Here is a 17,020-nt window from a genome sequence, read left to right as displayed (position 1 = left end):
CAACTCGTTAGTCATTCGACAGGAACCAAAATGTGGTATCCCCTAGGGGATTCGAACCCCTGTTACCGCCGTGAAAGGGCGGTGTCCTAGGCCTCTAGACGAAGGGGACCCCGGACATATTAATTTGAACTTTCGTTATGAAAGGTTCCCGTTTAACATCTACGGTGTCCTAGGCACTCTCTTCTAAAGAACGAAGGGGACCCGGACATATTAATTTGAACTTTTCGTTATGAAAGGTTCCCGTTTAACATCTACGGTGTCCTAGGCACTATCTTCTAAAGAACGAAGGTGATCCGGACTTATTAATTTGAACTTTCGCTCCTGCTTAATAAGGCAGTTCATTTGGTGGAGCTAGACGGGATCGAACCGTCGACCTCTTGCATGCCATGCAAGCGCTCTCCCAGCTGAGCTATAGCCCCAAATTTTTGTCAATCACCTTACTTTAACAGTTAGGATATCGGCAGAAATTTAGATTTTGTTCTTACCAAACAACTCGTTAGCCATTCGATAGGAACCACTCTCTATAAAATATAGATGGTATCCCCTAGGGGATTCGAACCCCTGTTACCGCCGTGAAAGGGCGGTGTCCTAGGCCTCTAGACGAAGGGGACCCGGACATACTAATTTGAACTTTTCGTTATAAAAGGTTCCCGCTCAATATCTGCGGTGTCCTTGGCACACTCTTCTAAAAACCGAAGCGGACCCGGATATATTAATTTGACTGTTGCTACTATGAACAACATTCCCGCTTAACATCTGCGGTAAGTTTGGTGGAGCTAGACGGGATCGAACCGTCGACCTCTTGCATGCCATGCAAGCGCTCTCCCAGCTGAGCTATAGCCCCAAACTTATTAAACACAATTAAGTGCACCGCAAGCATCTGCCAGCCTGTGTCTCAACTGCGTGGCGCATTCTATGCAGCACACCTAAAAGTGTCAACTCGTTTTTTAGGAATTTATTCTATCTGCTACAAATTCAATCGCTTTGGATATTCTTTGCTCAGAGCGACTTCTTCCTATTAAAAATAATGTGATATCTAAACCTGGGGACTGCCCTGCCCCTGTTACAGCAACGCGAAGTGGCATTCCCACTTTACCCATACCCACATCTAGCTCAGCTGCAGTTTCTTCAATCGCTTGGTGAATAGCTTCGGCTGTCCACTCAGTTAATGCTGCCAATTTCTGTTGAACTAATTGCAGGGGCTCTAATGCAACACCACGCAGATGCTTTTTAGCCTGAGCATCATCGAACGCTTCAAAGTCTTCATAGAAATAGCGACTAGAAGCGGCTAACTCTTTTAGTGTTTTAGCTCGTTCAGCCAATGCGGTAACAACATCTGCCAATGCAGGGCCATTAGAGGTATCAATTTTTTGATCGTCCATATGCCACTGTAGATGTGAGGCGACATATTCTGGCGCGAGACTCTTAATATAGTGTTGGTTCAACCAAATTAGTTTATCTGTATTAAAAGCAGAAGCCGCTTTGTTGATATCACTCAACTTAAAGAATTGCTTCATTTCTTCTAATGAAAAAATCTCTTGATCGCCATGTGACCAACCTAAACGTACTAAGTAGTTCAGCAGCGCCTCAGGCAAATAACCGTCATCACGGTATTGCATCACACTCACAGCACCATGACGCTTAGATAACTTAGCGCCATCATCACCTAAAATCATTGATACGTGGGCATATTCAGGGATTGGTGCCCCTAATGCTTTGAGGATGTTAATTTGACGAGGCGTGTTATTGATGTGATCTTCACCACGCACCACACAAGTAATCCCCATATCCCAATCATCAACGACTACGCAGAAGTTATAGGTTGGCACGCCGTCGGTACGGGCGATGATCAAGTCATCTAATGCATCATTTGAAAATTCGATGCGGCCACGTACATGATCATCAAATACGACAGAGCCACCAATGGGATTTTTAAAACGTACAACAAATGGTTCATCACTCTCACCCGCCGACAAAACACGAGCAGGCAAATCTCGGCAGCAACCATCATACTTTTGAGCTTCACCGTTGGCAGCTTGTGTTTCTCTTAAGGACTCGATGCGCTCACGCGAGCAATAGCATTTATAGGCTGTGCCCTTTGCTAACATTTGAGCAATGATCTCGTTATAACGATCAAAACGCTTAGTTTGGTAATATGGCCCCTCATCCCATGTTAGCCCTAACCAATTCATACCTTCTAAAATGGCATCGCAAGCAGCCTGAGTCGAACGTTCAATATCTGTATCTTCAATACGTAATACGAATTCACCATTATTAGCACGAGCTTGTAGCCAAGAATAAAGTGCAGTACGGGCACCACCTACGTGTAAGAAACCTGTTGGACTGGGAGCAAAACGCGTCTTAGTTGTCATAATGGAACACTAACCTATATAAAGTCGTCTAAAAAAGACAAGCACGATAAAAAAGTGGGCTTATTCTAACAGTCAAAGCAGGCCCTGCAAATGGGACAAATATCCCATCTCATTAAATTGGGTCTCTGAATCTCTGCCTTTATATATGAAACCGAAAGTTTGATGATGACGTCACTGACTTTATCTCACCATATATGGATTAATTAGTCGGTCAGTCGCTGCAAGGTAAAACCCCATGAAATAACACTTTAATCGGTGATATGTTTAACATTAAGTCAATGCGAACAAAAATAGCACGACCAATGCTTTTTTCACTAAAAAGCGTTGACACTCGATCGAACCTCCCTATAATACGGCTCCACACAGCGAGGTCGATTAGCTCAGCTGGGAGAGCACCTCCCTTACAAGGAGGGGGTCACTGGTTCGAGCCCAGTATCGACCACCATAATTCGTTTCAAAAACAAGTTATGGTTTACATGTAGTTATATCCCAGGTCGCTTAGCTCAGCTGGGAGAGCACCTCCCTTACAAGGAGGGGGTCACTGGTTCGAGCCCAGTAGCGACCACCATATAACTTAGTAATAACAGTGTAAGTCATTCCCAGGTCGCTTAGCTCAGCTGGGAGAGCACCTCCCTTACAAGGAGGGGGTCACTGGTTCGAGCCCAGTAGCGACCACCATTCTTCAGTGAATAATGACTTAAATTGCGTAATGTAAGAATGCCCAGGTCGCTTAGCTCAGCTGGGAGAGCACCTCCCTTACAAGGAGGGGGTCACTGGTTCGAGCCCAGTAGCGACCACCATATTCTGCAATACCTAATCAAAATCCCAGGTCGCTTAGCTCAGCTGGGAGAGCACCTCCCTTACAAGGAGGGGGTCACTGGTTCGAGCCCAGTAGCGACCACCATAATTTTCCCTCTTAAGCATTATCCTCAGCGTGACTCTACTATGCTTGATCTAAATTGGCCGCGTGCGAGATTGGGTATTTGATATTCTATTGATAGCCAGCTTTGTTGTCACTGATGTCTGATTTCACTTTGCCTTTAGCATATGAGGAGATCACTATGGTTAGCGTTAGACAATCAGCTTCACTTATCAATATTTAGGCGAGGGCTTAAAGGCATAAGTAGTGCTCGGCTATTGTTTCCTGCTTCCATAGACTGCTTCGCCCTACCTCCAAATCCATTTTGTCGCCAGTCGAAAGCTTTTAACGCTTTGCCATATCTTTAAACATCAGCCGTCCTACGGAAGCCAATCAGGGGTTCTGCTCCTATGTTACCTTGATTCAGAAATGACATTTTGATCTAAAAATAACTAGTTCTGCTCACTTAATCAGCACTCACTGTTAAACCATCAATAACAACCGAATCTACTTTTGGGTGGGTTTCCACCCAACTCAGCCGCAAACGTGAGCGAGATCTCACCCATAAAACTAAAAGTGTGACAAACATCAAATGAACTACACTTTGTTAACCAAACACTTACAGAGCTCAATGTAAGTTGGCGTGGTATTTGCCTTAACTAAGATAGACCTCAGGGAAATCAAGGCTGTATTCCTACTCACACTTGGTAACAAACTAACCAAGACTGAGGACAAATCCTAACAACAGAAAAAGGAACTCAAAATGATATTGAATCAACAGATTGGTATGGCCCACCCATTTAAAACCGTTGCAAAGATGCTCGCGCTTGCGTCTGTTTTTGCCACCAGTTTTAACGTATTTGCGGAACCAGTCGAAATCAAGTTCTCTCACGTGGTTGCGGAAAATACGCCTAAAGGCCAAATGGCTTTGAAGTTTAAAGAATTAGTTGAACAACGTTTACCGGGTGAATACAAAGTAAGCGTGTATCCTAGCTCACAGTTATTTGGGGATAACAACGAGTTAGCAGCATTACTGTTAAACGATGTGCAATTTGTAGCACCTTCTCTTTCAAAATTTGAACGCTACACTAAGCGCCTACAGGTATTCGATCTTCCCTTCTTATTCAACGACATGGATGCAGTAAACCGCTTTCAACAGGGCGAGGCTGGTCAAACATTATTGAACTCTATGACTCGTAAGGGCATTGTCGGCTTAGGTTATTTACATAATGGTATGAAGCAATTCTCCGCCAACGCTCCGCTCAAACAACCTTCCGATGCAAAAGGTTTAAAGTTCCGCGTGATGGCATCGGACGTATTAGCCGCTCAATTTGATGCCATTGGTGCTATTCCTGTGAAAAAACCTTTCTCAGAAGTGTTCACCCTGCTACAAACCCGAGCTATCGATGGTCAAGAGAACACGTGGTCTAACACTTACTCACAAAAATTCTATGAAGTTCAAAGTCATATCACTGAAAGTAATCACGGCGTACTTGACTACATGGTCGTGACCTCAGATACCTTCTGGAAAGGGTTGCCAGCAGATAAACGTAAAATCATCAAAGATGCCTTAGATGAATCAATCGCATTAGGTAATAAAATTGCCGCCGAGAAAGACAACGAAGACAAACAATTAATTCTCGACTCTAAGCGCTCAAAGTTAGTGACATTAACGCCAGCAGAACGTCAACAATGGGTAGATGTGATGAAACCTGTGTGGACTAAGTTCGAAGATCAAGTAGGCAAAGATGTTATTGAAGCCGCCGTTGCTGCAAATAAACAATAATTAAAACAAACCGCTTAACCTCCATTGGGGTTAAGCGGTATTTGAGCGAGGGGAGTACAAACTGTGATATCACGAATATTTGGTTATTTTGAAGAAGGTGTGCTCAATTTATTGATCACTTTGATGACATTATTAGTGTTTTCAGAGGTCGTCGCACGATTCTTCTTCAATACGGGTTTTCTGTGGATCCAAGAACTTACATTGACCCTGTGTGGTTGGTTTGTGTTGTTTGGTATGTCATACGGAGTTAAGGTAGGCGCGCACATAGGTGTAGATGCCTTCGTAAAAAGCTTGCCTCCAAGGGCAAAAAAAATCACATCCTTAATCACCACCTCAATCTGTTTAATCTACTGTGGGTTGTTTTTAAAAGGTAGTTTTTCATACCTATCACAGATGTACCACATTGGCGTCCCGATGGAAGACATCCACTTCCCAAAAGTGCTACTGAACAATTTAGATGCTGATTTTGCTTGGAACACCCTAAGAATTGACGTGGAAGATGGTGCGGTCCCCATTTGGTTATCCCAAAGTATCCTGTTGATTGGTTTTACTATGCTCACATGGCGCTTTTTAGAACTATTTATCGCCATTCTACGCAACCAAGTATCAGGCTTAACATTTGCCGATGAAGCGAAAGAAAGTATGCATTTAATCGATGAAAGTGCTCAGCAAACTCCCACAGCTACAGATAACAAGGAGGTAAAATAATGGCTATTGCAACCCTGTTTACCGCCCTACTCGTCTGTATGTTTTTAGGCATGCCTATCGCCATCGCGCTAGGATTTTCCAGCATGCTCACGATTTTATTATTCTCCAATGACTCGCTAGCGTCTATTGCCCTAAAACTCTATGAGTCATCATCGGAACATTACACCCTACTGGCAATTCCCTTCTTTATTCTATCTTCCGCCTTTTTATCAACGGGTGGTGTAGCAAGGCGTATTATTGATTTTGCCATGGACAGTATTGGGCATATCCGCGGTGGTCTCGCCATGGCGTCAGTTATGGCCTGTATGCTGTTTGCTGCAGTATCGGGATCATCCCCCGCTACAGTAGCTGCCATTGGCTCTATTGTGATAGTCGGCATGGTAAAGGCCGGATATCCAGAAAAATTTGCTGCAGGGGTAATTACCACCTCTGGCACGCTTGGGATTTTGATCCCCCCATCGATTGTGATGTTAGTGTATGCGGCAGCGACTGAAGTTTCAGCAGCCAGAATGTTTATGGCAGGCTTAATTCCTGGCTTATTAATGGGTTTACTACTCATGGTAGTAATCTATATCGTTGCCCGTTTTAAAAATCTACCTTCACGCCCCTTTCCTGGCATTAAACAACTAGGGCTTTCCAGTGCTAAGGCCCTCGGCGGATTGGCGCTGATCATTATTGTATTAGGATCAATCTACGGTGGCGTTGCCAGTCCAACTGAAGCCTCTGCCGTCGCTTGTATGTATGCTTATTTAATTGCCGTATTTGGTTATCGTGATATTGGGCCTCTGAAAAATGTAGCATGGCGTAATCCAAGCGAAAGCCTGCCCAACGCCGTTACCCGTAACCTGTGGCATATGCTGTTAGGGTTAATTAAAACTCCCATAGACCCAGAAGTACGAAATGTTGTGCGCGATGGTGCCAAGGTCAGCATTATGTTGCTCTTTATCATCGCTAACGCAATGCTGTTTGCGCACGTGCTAACAACGGAGCGTATACCCCATATTATCGCCGAATATATTGTCAGTATGGGCCTACCTGCTTGGGGATTTCTCATCATAGTTAACTTGATGCTGCTTGCTGCGGGTAACTTTATGGAACCTTCTGCAATTGTATTAATTATGGCGCCCATCCTATTCCCCATTGCGACTCAGCTGGGAATTGACCCTATTCATTTAGGGATTATCATGGTGGTGAACATGGAAATAGGTATGCTAACGCCGCCGGTCGGGCTCAACCTCTTTGTGACTTCGGGGATCACTGGGCGCAGTATTGGCTGGGTTATTCAATCTGTACTCCCGTGGCTATTGTTGATGCTAGTCTTCTTAGCCTTTATTACCTATGTGCCACAAATATCCCTGTTTTTACCCGAAATGCTGGATAAGTTAAGGGGATATTAGTAGAAGGATTTATCAAGGGGCCAATATTATTCCTTGATTATAGATAGTTTTTAAGCGAGCCTACTTAGGCTCGCTTTGTTTTAGATTAAGTGATTATCAGGATCGCCCGCTATGCTCCCCATGACGCCAACAGCCAAGAAACGTCTCCTTCTGACGGTAGTGCTACTCGCAGGATTATTCGCAATCCTAAAGTTGACCTATTGGGTTCATTTACATCAAGGTAAAATTGAAATCCAAACCCAGTCTGAAAAGCAATTAAAGGAGCTCGTCAGCTTTCTGGATGGTGCGCTCTCGCGCTATGAGAGTATTCCCCATGTGCTTTCGACCAACCCTATGCTGGCTCATGTACTCAACGATCAGCAAAACCCTAAAAAAGTTCAAGAACTGAATCTCTATTTAGAAGAAATCCAGCACGTTACTGAAGCATCGGATATTTACCTTATTGATGCGCTTGGCATTGCCATTGCCGCAAGTAACTGGCAACAGAGTTTCTCATTTATTGGTAAAGATTATTCCTTTAGACCCTATTACACCGATGCCATTTCAGGAAATTTGGGACGCTACTATGCGGTGGGTACTAGCTCGGATAAACGCGGTTTTTACTTCTCTTACCCTATTTACCAACAAGGCGGAAAAGGCATACTCGGCGCCATAGTGGTTAAAGTCAATATTGCCGATATAGAGCAACAGAGCACCAGTATTGCCATTGCTGGCCAGTATCAATTTGTGATCAGCGATCCCGATGATATCGTTTTTATTTCCAGTATTGATGAATGGCGCCTCACCTCCTTAACGCCGCTTACCCAAGCTAAACAATACGCGCTAAATGCTTCAAAACGCTACGCCGAGCGCCCTATTAGTGAACTGTTAATCAAACCCCATTACCAACATGACGGCGAAAATACCGATCATATTTACCAAATTCGCACAGGTACTGCCCAAGCCCAATATATGGATACCCATCACGAGATGACAAAAGCCGGTTGGCGGGTTCATATTCTTGCGCCAATGAAACCATTACACGAATCAATGCCCGCCCTTATGCTGCTTTCCGCTTCGATTTATCTGTTACTCGCGTTAGGTCTTTTATTTAGCGCCGAGCGGCGGCGTAATTTACAACGAATGCAACTTGCACAAAGTCTACTCGAACAAAGGGTTGAAGAACGTACTCAAGATTTACAGCAAGCCAACGAGCGGCTAAAAGATACCCAAGATGAGCTTATCCAAGCCGCAAAGCTGACTGTTATAGGCAGCTTATCCGCCAGTATTAACCATGAACTCAATCAACCCTTGGCGGCATTACGCAGTTATGCGCAAAATACTCAGACGTTTCTTGCGAGGAATATGCAAGATAAGGCATTGGATAATCTTAAAATCATTATCGAACTCACAGATAGACTCGCCGATATTGTCGGCCAATTTAAAAGTTTTACCCGTAAAAGCCAAGGCACTGATAGCGCAACAGATATTAATCGCTGTATCAAACAAGCATTAACCATAGTCCAACCCGAAATTGATAAACAGGGCGTACAATTGGATGTGCAACTGCCCGACGGCAATTATCAAGTGTGGGGCGATAAGGTCAGACTACAACAAGTATTTGTCAATATTATGAGTAATGCGATTGTCGCCATGCAGCAGTCGGTCAAACGTCGTTTGATTATTCGGGTGAGCAGCCAAGATAAATTTTGTATTAGTATTCAAGATACAGGCTCAGGTGTCCGCGAAAGCCAAATGGAAAAAATCTTCGAACCCTATTTCACTACAAACGAGCGCCATGGTTTAGGATTAGGCCTATCGATTTCACAACGTATCATCGAGTCTATGCAGGGTCAGATCAATGTCGCCAATGCCGAAAACGGTGGTGCCATTTTCCAAATTATTTTACCGATTTATTTGCTCGAGGAACGTCCGTCAATATGAATGTGCCCAATTCAATCCAAGACTATTCTGTGCTTATCATCGATGATGAGCCGCATATAGGTACAGTTTTAGTGCAATTATTTGAACTAGAAGGTATTAAAGCCATCACCCGCACAGAACCTAAAGATATTGCCAAACTGCTTGATAAAGATTGGGCCGGCGTCGTGATCTCCGATGTGAATATGCCACAGCTCGATGGCATTAGTCTTATGCAACAAATTCGCCAGCAAGATCCTGATTTACCCGTAGTCCTACTTACAGGTTTTGGCGATATCGCCATGGCAGTCAATGCGTTAAAACAAGGCGCTTATGATTTTCTCGAAAAACCCTTTAATAATGAACATATGCTCGATGTGGTTAAACGCGCCTTAGATAAACGCAGTTTGACCCTAGAAAACCGCAAGCTGAAAAAAGAGCTAGAGAGCCAAAGCGTTCCTGGGCCACGTATTTTGGGGCACAGTGTTGGCATCAACCGTATGCGCCATATTATAGAACAAGTGATAGATACCCCTGCCGACGTATTAATTGAAGGCGAAACGGGCACAGGTAAAGAACTCGTTGCCCGTTATCTGCACGATCACAGTAACCGTAACCAAGCCAACTTTGTTGCAATTAACTGCGGCGCGATCCCCGAAAACCTTATCGAGAGTGAACTCTTTGGTGCCGAAGCGGGTGCCTTTACGGGTGTCGATAAAATGCGGGTGGGTAAGTTTGAATACGCTAATGGCGGCACATTGTTCTTAGATGAAATTGAAAGCACGCCGTTATCGCTCCAAGTAAAACTACTACGGGTATTAGAAGATCGCAAAGTGGAACGCTTAGGTTCCAATAAGAGCATCAATTTAGATATTCGTGTGATTGCGGCCACCAAAGTCGATTTAAAAAATCTGTGTGATACCGGAGAGTTTCGACAAGATTTACTCTATCGCTTAAATCTTGTTACTGTCCCCATCCCTCCGCTTAGGGATCGCCGTGAAGATATTCCGTTACTCTTTTTACATTTTGCTCGAGTCGCATCTGCTCGATACCACAAAGCACTTATCGCTTTAAATGCTGAGCAAAATGCCATTCTCACCTCACACGACTGGCCGGGCAATGTACGTGAATTACGTAATCTTGCTGAACGTTATGTATTACTCGGCGGAGAAGCCGCTTTTGCAGGCTCTCTGGGCAATACTCCGAGTCTGCACTCCAGTATGTCTTTACTGCAACGGGTAGAGTTTTTCGAGCGCGTACTGATAGAGGAAGCCTTAAGTCACAACAAAGGTAGTATCAAACTCACCATGGAACAGCTCGAATTACCCCGTAAAACCTTATATGACAAGATGCGGAAATATGATTTAGACCGTAAGCAATATGTTAATTCAGATGACTAGTGCGTGTTGAGGTTTCAAGACCACATTCTGTTCAATCGCGTAACAACTCAACCTAATAAAAAATCCCCACTTAGATTTCCCTAAGCGGGGATTTTTATTAATAATCGCAAAACCTGTGTTTATTCTGCCACCACACACATGCCCTTTGGCGTTGTGACATAAGGTGACAGTATAGGCATCATCCCTTTCATCACTTGCAGCGGTAACGCTGAAGTAAAACTAAAATCATCGGACTTACTGCCAGGCACAAAAGCAGTTAAGGTGCCAAAGTATTTATCACCTAAATAGAATACAAAGGTAGCAGTTCGGTTCATGGCAGTAGTAGCAACCTTCTTACCCTGCTGCATCTGGGTCACAATACGGTTATCACCTGTCCCTGTTTTCCCACCGATGGGCAACATAGCGCCTTGTTCATCAACGAAAATACCTTTTAAACGCCGTCCAGTACCATTTTGAACAACATTCGCCAGCGCCGCTTTTAAAGCCTGTGCAACTTCATGGCGCATAACACGCTCACCTTGAGCGCTCTGGTTTTGTAACATCACCTCGTAAGGTGTATCAACGCCAAAGTGTAATTGATTAATACGCACTGTTGGCAATCTGTAGCCATCGTTTTGGATAATACCCATTAACTCCGCAAGGGCTGCAGGTCTATCCCCTGAGCTACCGAGCGCCGAACCTAAGGATGGCACCATAGTCTCAAAGGGATAACCTAGACGCGCCCAGCGCTGGTGAATATCTAAGAAAGCTTCAACTTCTAACATCACTTGCACACGAACATCGCGCGCATTCTTATGTCGAGTTCTAAATAACCAACGGTACACCTCTTGGCGTTGCTGTTGACTGGCTTCTTTAACTTCATTCAAATTAGCATCGGGATGATGGTTAAGATAATTCAAAACCCATAACTCCAACGGATGCACACGTGCTATATAGCCTTGATCGGGCAAATTATACTTATCAGGCCCGTACTTATTATAGAGGTCCTTAATCCGGCGTTCGCTATAGGTTGTCTGCGGTATCCGTTGCTGTAAAAATGCCTTAAATGACGCCATAGACTCATCGGGGAGCAAATAACGATATGCCGCAGTGAGCTGTTGCTCCGATTGGGATTGACCATCGAAGAACATATCTAAACGCTCATTGGCCGCCACTTTCCTATATTTACGATAAAATTTAGTGACAAAGGTATTACCTTCTCTGTCGGCAAATACCCGTAAATACTCTTCGCGGCGAGGATCTTTGTCATTACGTAACAACTGGGCAATATTGCCCTCATTTTGCATACTGCTACTGTAATTGACTATGTCGCGCATAAGACGCACGAAGGGTAAATTGATTGAATCCTGCAGGGCTTGATACAATGTTGGTCTTTTCAAGTCCTCTGCTTTTTTAAAGTTATTAAACACATGTAAACCACCACCCGTAAAAAATTGCTCATTAGGTGAGGCGGAATATTCACGTTGAAGCGCCGCATCTAACATACGATCGAGGCGCCTATCAGGATTGACAATCAGATAATCGATTGCCCAGCGGGTTAAGTGATCCCGAGGCTCGATAATAATCGACTCTAATTCTATGCCATGCTTTTTGGAATATTTATCGTGGATCTCGGCAATAATTTCCAAATAGGTTGCCATTACCCGCAATTTAGCCGTAGAACCGAGTTCTAACTTACTCCCTTCGTTGATATCGAAGGGTTGATCTGTACTGTCTGTCTGAACCCTAACGCGGTTAGCGGTATCTGTACGTTCATATAAGGTAAAGCTGTAGAGCACATTTTTCAGTTGGTTAGGCTCAAGTAAACGCTCCCCCAATAAACCGACTTGCTCCGCAGTGGACGCCTGGGCAAGACTGCGCAAGTATTGACTCACTTGCTGCTGTAAATCACTGTGTAAGCTGCTATTTACCGTCAGATCGAGGCGATCTAAATCGTAAAGTCCCATATTAAGCATACCAGCGGTACGAATACGAATAGTATTTATGCCTTTATCGGCCCCCGATTGCACATTGCGTTGTGGCTTAGCCACTTTAAACTCTAGGCGTTGTGCTAACGCAGCATCACGCAGATGGCGATCGATTAAATAATATTCCCCGAGTAAACGAATATGGCTATCAACCAGATTTTCTAAATCCTCATGGCCCTGTAATAAGTAGTAGGATGGGCGACGCTGGGCAATCATCAAAGCAACCACTTGACGGAAAACCTGACCTCGTTTAGCCGCATTGGCTTTGATCTGCGGTGCCGATAATAGCTTGTTAGCCATATCAAAATCAGTACCAAACCATGCCCACAAACCATCACCTATACCATGTACTTCACCGTGATTTGGTGCTGAGGATAGGGGGACTGTGTTTAAATAGTCCTGTACGATGCGCTTGCGAGCAGGTTCCGTATTTTCACCTTGTTGGTACACTCGCACACTGGCGGAGCCAATTTGCAACAATTTATCTTTAATACTCAAGGTTAAGCCCTGTGAAGAATGGCGAAACTTTTCAATTTGAGTCGCGAGGGTACTTCCCCCGGCTGTTGCAACATTAAAACCTAACATTTCCGCTATTTGACTGATCCCTGCGACCACAAAGCGCGGCCAATCTATAACAGGGTTGAGTTTATCTTCGGTTGTCCAAAGCTCCCGGTTTTCGATAAACAATAGGGTATTCACAATCTCATTGGGGATCTTATCCTCATCCTGATAAACCCGCTTAGGATAGGCAAACTCATAAAGATCAGTATTACGGCAATCGAGCAGCGTCAGCCCGGATTGCGCTTTCTCATGGTAAGGAGGGAAAAAACCAAATTGGGTATACTCTTGTAACGCTGGTGAAAATGCCACTTGCCGAGTTATCTGAAAGTTTCGCTGCAACAATCTGTCAATATAATTAGGCAACTTGCTATAGCCATGACGCTCATCAAAGGGACCATAGCTTGGATAAATCACCGACTGAGTTGGCTCATTTTCTAATTCATAGGTGAGCGTTTTAGCATATTGATGGATAAATGTTGCCTGATAGAAGGAAGTCTTTATTTCTTGGCCAATCAAAATGACCAAACACAAAATGAGAATAAAAAAGAGAAACCAAACACGTCCCTTAGATCTGACCTTAGGCTTAGGCTCAGACTTAGCTTTAGGCTCAGGTTGCGGTGGACGAGGACGGTAATTTTCGAACTTAATCTCTTGCGTAGAATTAGGCAAAACTGCTCCAAAAAATCATAAAGCTAGAACTCATTTTATTCACTATTAACGACTTTCGGTAAAATCTAGGCACCTTAAATATCGATCTTGCCTTAATCCCAGATAAACTCACGAAAATGTTTGCGACACACAGATTCATAGCTTTCGTTACCGCCTATAGCGACTTGCTCGCCCTCTCGCATCACTTTACCTTCACCATCAAGGCGAACCACCATATTCGCTTTGCGACCGCAATGACAAATCGTCTTCAACTCGACTAACTTATCGGCCCAAGCCAGTAAATAATGACTACCAGTGAAAAGTTCGCCTTGGAAATCTGTTCGCAATCCATAACACAACACAGGAATATCTAATTTATCAACAATATAGGTTAATTGTTTTACTTGTTCCTTACTTAAGAACTGGCATTCGTCCAATAATACGCAACTTAGTGGTGTAGCTTGGTGTACAGTTTGGATCATTTCACTCAGGTTATCTTGGCTACTAAAAATTTGTGCATCAGTTTCAATACCAATACGGGAGGCTACTTTACCTTTTCCATATCTATCATCAATAGAGGCAGTCATCACTAAGGTATGCATACCGCGCTCACGATAGTTATAGGAAGATTGCAGTAAGGACGTGGATTTACCCGCATTCATTGCCGAATAGTAAAAATACAGTTGTGCCAAAACTTATACCCTTTAAAAACATTATCTCTTACGTGTCAGTCACCAGAGCAAATTACATATTAGTTTAACATTGCCTACCCCATCAAAACACTATCCGTATCTAAGCTTTTATGACGAATTAAGATAATCGCACTAAATTGCGCCAAAATTTTAAATTCCATACCCGTGACGTCAGTATTTCTGCTTACGCTAATTTAAGCCTTGCCGAACAATATGTAATGGAAACGTGAATAGTTAACAACTTGTAACCACAACCTTAAACCAAACTTAAATGTTGTTTTGTAAGATAAAAGTAATCGATGTTAAATTCTAAAAGTGAGATCTACCTCCAAAGTAATAGGCATAAATGCGGTAAGGTTCAAAAAATAAACAATAAATTAACAGTATTATTCACCTTGAGACAATCAAGTGCTCAATTTTAAAAAAATAAAGTATTCGATAGCTTGCAAATTAAAATCAGCGGTTCAAAGCACTAATCTCCCCTGCAAACTTTAGTGCTGCAATCCGTCCTTTATTCGCATATTGGATCAATTGGAGATTATGATGAGAATTTTCACCTCTAAAAAACTGGCATATGTAGTTGCCTTAGCCTTAACAGGCGCCCTTGTTGGTTGTGGGGATGATGGCAAGGATGGCGCCGATGGTGCACCAGGTACGCCGGGGATCCCAGGTACACCTGGTACTCCTGGTGACCCAGGTACTCCTGGCCAACCATGGACACCAGCGCCAGTAACCAAATCGACCGTAACCAATGTCAAAGTGATTAACTACAGCTTTGCTGAAGGCAGCATTAGTTACGAATTCGAAATTACAGATGAAAACAATAGCCCAATCAACGGACTGTTAAATGCTCAAGCCAAAGTGGCAGCATTAACAGATAAAGGTTTTATCACTAACCGCGATGAAGCTGATAAAAACGGTGTTGCAGATAATGTTCATGTCGGTGGTGCAGTCACTCAGGCAACTGCGGGTGCTGAATTAACCGCTTTAGCTGACGGCCATTATCAATTTAAAGTGCCAATGAAAGGGGTAAACCCAAGCACTGAAGGTATCGTTTGGTTACGCGTCGGTGGTAACGATGGTATTGCTACGTCTGAACCTTTAGTCGTTAACAAACCTGAAGGTACTCATTCAACCACAACCGATAGCTGCTACTCTTGCCATATCGACTACTCTACAAGCCCACGTCGCCATGCAAGCTATGTTGCAACCGGTATGGACAGTGAAGTTACCTTCGTAGAAGGCTGTTTAGTCTGTCACGGTTCAGTAAGCCGCACCGTTTTAAATGCTGAAGGTTTCTCAACAGGTAGCTATGCTACTAACACACTATCCAAAATTGGTCATATCAATCACCAAGATTTCACCAAAGATTTCAGTGTGATGAACTGTACTTCTTGCCACGTTGAAGCGCCTAATAATATCAACGTATCAGGTCCAGGTTGTATTGACTGCCATAACAGTGGTGGTGTACCAGGCGTTGTGATCCCAAGCAATGGTGCGGATCTGCGCATTATGCACGAAAGCAAAGCGGGTTTAACAGAACGCCAAGCGATTCGCGCTAAGTACAAATTGGAATTATCAACACCAGTAAAAGTAGATGATATCTCTACCAAAACTGACCACTATGCGCCAACAGGTGCTGCGGCCGCAGTAGCCGCACCAGGCTGGTGTACTACGTTAACGGTTAAAGATGTTGATGGTAACATCTTCAACATTAAAGATAACTTCAACTATTCAGACCCTCTAGTCTTTAACGCTAATAAGCCGATTGTCTATGCAGGTGCCTATTTACATTCCTATGAAAATGGCAGCTTAGTGGGCCGTCCAGGTAACCGTACTAACTACTACTATGGTTATAACACTGATGGCACTAAGAATATCTGTCACTTACTCACAGATATTGCAGCCGTGAATGCTAACTATGTCTACTCATCCCGCGTGACGTTTAGTACCGCAGGTTGGATGGAATATGATGGTAAAGCACGTTATCAAAGCAGTGGTAACCTAAGAGCTGACGGATATGACGGTTCTATGGGTATATCTTTCACCGCTTACTCTGACGTAGTTAACCCAACGACTGGCGAAAAAGTATCAGCCTTTGGCCGCCGTTCAGTTGTTAGCGATAACAGCTGTACAACTTGCCATAACGATGCAACTGCCTTCCACAAAAATGGTGCCTTCGATGAGGGTGGAGATAGCTGTATCGCTTGTCATGACAACGGTATGTCTCGTACTTCAGCAGCGATAGGTGCAGGTTTTGGTCCTATGGTCCACAGCTGGCACTGGGGTGAAGGTGCTAAAGTGGGTGAAGTTGCAGCCGACGGAACTCAAGCAAAAACTGCTAACGGTGCGGGCGCTATCGACGCTGCCACTAGCTGTGTTGCCTGTCACGAAACTGCTATTGATTTAAACAAAGTGCCAAATCAATACATTCTTGAGCCAGGTAGCAAAATGACAAGCCCTGTAACAGCTAACTGTTATGCCTGCCATACTAGCGATTCTGCTAAGGCGCATATGGCAAGCAACGGTGGTGAAATCAGCGTACCAAGTGTAGCTGACTGGTTTAAACAACCCACCTCTGAATCTTGTGCAGTATGTCATGACACAGGTAGAAGTACTGGTATTGATAAATACCACAAGTTTACTCGCTAATTAATCAGCCCATCATCGCGTGATTAAGAAGTAAGTAAAAAAGCGGTACCTATTTTCCCTGCAAGGAAATAGCTCAAGG

Annotated in this window: 9 protein-coding genes and 9 tRNA genes; 11 read left to right on the top strand and 7 right to left on the bottom strand. The window is 43.8% G+C overall.

Annotated features, from left to right (window positions below; all coding sequences use genetic code 11):
• Window positions 1-33 precede the first annotated feature (33 nt).
• From L2744_RS11285 to gltX, 5 genes are all read right to left on the bottom strand, one after another.
• Window positions 34-109: transfer RNA gene (locus L2744_RS11285), tRNA-Glu, on the bottom strand.
• Window positions 110-343: 234 nt separating this feature from the next.
• Window positions 344-419, bottom strand: a tRNA-Ala gene (locus tag L2744_RS11280).
• A 116-nt stretch (window positions 420-535) separates the two neighbouring features.
• Window positions 536-611, bottom strand: a tRNA-Glu gene (locus L2744_RS11275).
• Between the two features lie 157 nt (window positions 612-768).
• Window positions 769-844, bottom strand: a tRNA-Ala gene (locus L2744_RS11270).
• 103 nt (window positions 845-947) lie between these two features.
• Entirely contained in the window at window positions 948-2,372 is a 1,425-nt protein-coding gene (gene gltX / locus L2744_RS11265; RefSeq protein WP_248991991.1) for a glutamate--tRNA ligase, read from the bottom strand.
• Window positions 2,373-2,741: 369 nt separating this feature from the next.
• Between gltX and L2744_RS11260 the strand changes: the two genes are divergently transcribed.
• From L2744_RS11260 to L2744_RS11215, 10 genes are all read left to right on the top strand, one after another.
• Window positions 2,742-2,817: transfer RNA gene (locus tag L2744_RS11260), tRNA-Val, on the top strand.
• Window positions 2,818-2,864: 47 nt separating this feature from the next.
• Window positions 2,865-2,940, top strand: a tRNA-Val gene (locus tag L2744_RS11255).
• 34 nt (window positions 2,941-2,974) lie between these two features.
• Window positions 2,975-3,050 (top strand) — tRNA-Val (locus tag L2744_RS11250).
• 46 nt (window positions 3,051-3,096) lie between these two features.
• Window positions 3,097-3,172: transfer RNA gene (locus L2744_RS11245), tRNA-Val, on the top strand.
• A 28-nt stretch (window positions 3,173-3,200) separates the two neighbouring features.
• A tRNA-Val gene (locus L2744_RS11240) sits at window positions 3,201-3,276 on the top strand.
• Window positions 3,277-3,994: 718 nt separating this feature from the next.
• A complete protein-coding gene (locus L2744_RS11235) occupies window positions 3,995-5,017 on the top strand; it encodes a TRAP transporter substrate-binding protein (protein WP_248991990.1) in 1,023 nt (340 codons plus the stop codon).
• Between the two features lie 63 nt (window positions 5,018-5,080).
• The gene (locus L2744_RS11230; RefSeq protein ID WP_248991989.1) at window positions 5,081-5,725 is read left to right on the top strand and encodes a TRAP transporter small permease; all 645 of its coding nucleotides are present in this window, start codon (window positions 5,081-5,083) and stop codon (window positions 5,723-5,725) included.
• Entirely contained in the window at window positions 5,725-7,122 is a 1,398-nt protein-coding gene (locus tag L2744_RS11225) for a TRAP transporter large permease (RefSeq protein ID WP_248991988.1), read from the top strand. Before L2744_RS11230 ends, L2744_RS11225 begins: the two co-directional genes overlap by 1 nt.
• Before the next feature lie 111 nt (window positions 7,123-7,233).
• Window positions 7,234-9,045, top strand: coding sequence for a sensor histidine kinase (locus L2744_RS11220; protein WP_248991987.1), 1,812 nt, complete (start codon window positions 7,234-7,236; stop codon window positions 9,043-9,045).
• Complete coding sequence (locus tag L2744_RS11215; RefSeq protein WP_248991986.1) at window positions 9,042-10,421, top strand: sigma-54-dependent transcriptional regulator; 1,380 nt, start codon at window positions 9,042-9,044, stop codon at window positions 10,419-10,421. The genes L2744_RS11220 and L2744_RS11215 overlap by 4 nt, the downstream gene beginning before the upstream one ends.
• A gap of 119 nt (window positions 10,422-10,540) precedes the next feature.
• Here the strand turns inward: L2744_RS11215 and L2744_RS11210 are convergent, their stop codons facing one another.
• Both L2744_RS11210 and L2744_RS11205 read right to left on the bottom strand, forming a co-directional pair.
• A complete protein-coding gene (locus L2744_RS11210) occupies window positions 10,541-13,618 on the bottom strand; it encodes a transglycosylase domain-containing protein (RefSeq protein ID WP_248991985.1) in 3,078 nt (1,025 codons plus the stop codon).
• A 92-nt stretch (window positions 13,619-13,710) separates the two neighbouring features.
• Window positions 13,711-14,289, bottom strand: a complete 579-nt coding sequence (locus L2744_RS11205) for a thymidine kinase (RefSeq protein WP_248991984.1) — start codon at window positions 14,287-14,289, stop codon at window positions 13,711-13,713.
• A 543-nt stretch (window positions 14,290-14,832) separates the two neighbouring features.
• On the opposite strand from L2744_RS11205, the gene L2744_RS11200 reads away from it, so the two are divergent.
• The gene (locus L2744_RS11200) at window positions 14,833-16,941 is read left to right on the top strand and encodes a multiheme c-type cytochrome (protein WP_248991993.1); all 2,109 of its coding nucleotides are present in this window, start codon (window positions 14,833-14,835) and stop codon (window positions 16,939-16,941) included.
• Window positions 16,942-17,020 lie beyond the last annotated feature (79 nt).

The sequence above is a fragment of the Shewanella profunda genome (assembly GCF_023283765.1).
In the GTDB taxonomy this organism is placed as follows: domain Bacteria; phylum Pseudomonadota; class Gammaproteobacteria; order Enterobacterales; family Shewanellaceae; genus Shewanella; species Shewanella profunda.
This window is presented reverse-complemented; position numbering and strand designations above follow the sequence as displayed.

Coding starts and splice junctions, on each gene's coding strand:
- gltX (WP_248991991.1), bottom strand. CDS start 2,372: ATGACAACTAAGACGCGTTTTGCTCCCAGTCCAACAGGTTTCTTACAC.
- L2744_RS11235 (WP_248991990.1), top strand. CDS start 3,995: ATGATATTGAATCAACAGATTGGTATGGCCCACCCATTTAAAACCGTT.
- L2744_RS11225 (WP_248991988.1), top strand. CDS start 5,725: ATGGCTATTGCAACCCTGTTTACCGCCCTACTCGTCTGTATGTTTTTA.
- L2744_RS11220 (WP_248991987.1), top strand. CDS start 7,234: ATGCTCCCCATGACGCCAACAGCCAAGAAACGTCTCCTTCTGACGGTA.
- L2744_RS11215 (WP_248991986.1), top strand. CDS start 9,042: ATGAATGTGCCCAATTCAATCCAAGACTATTCTGTGCTTATCATCGAT.
- L2744_RS11200 (WP_248991993.1), top strand. CDS start 14,833: ATGAGAATTTTCACCTCTAAAAAACTGGCATATGTAGTTGCCTTAGCC.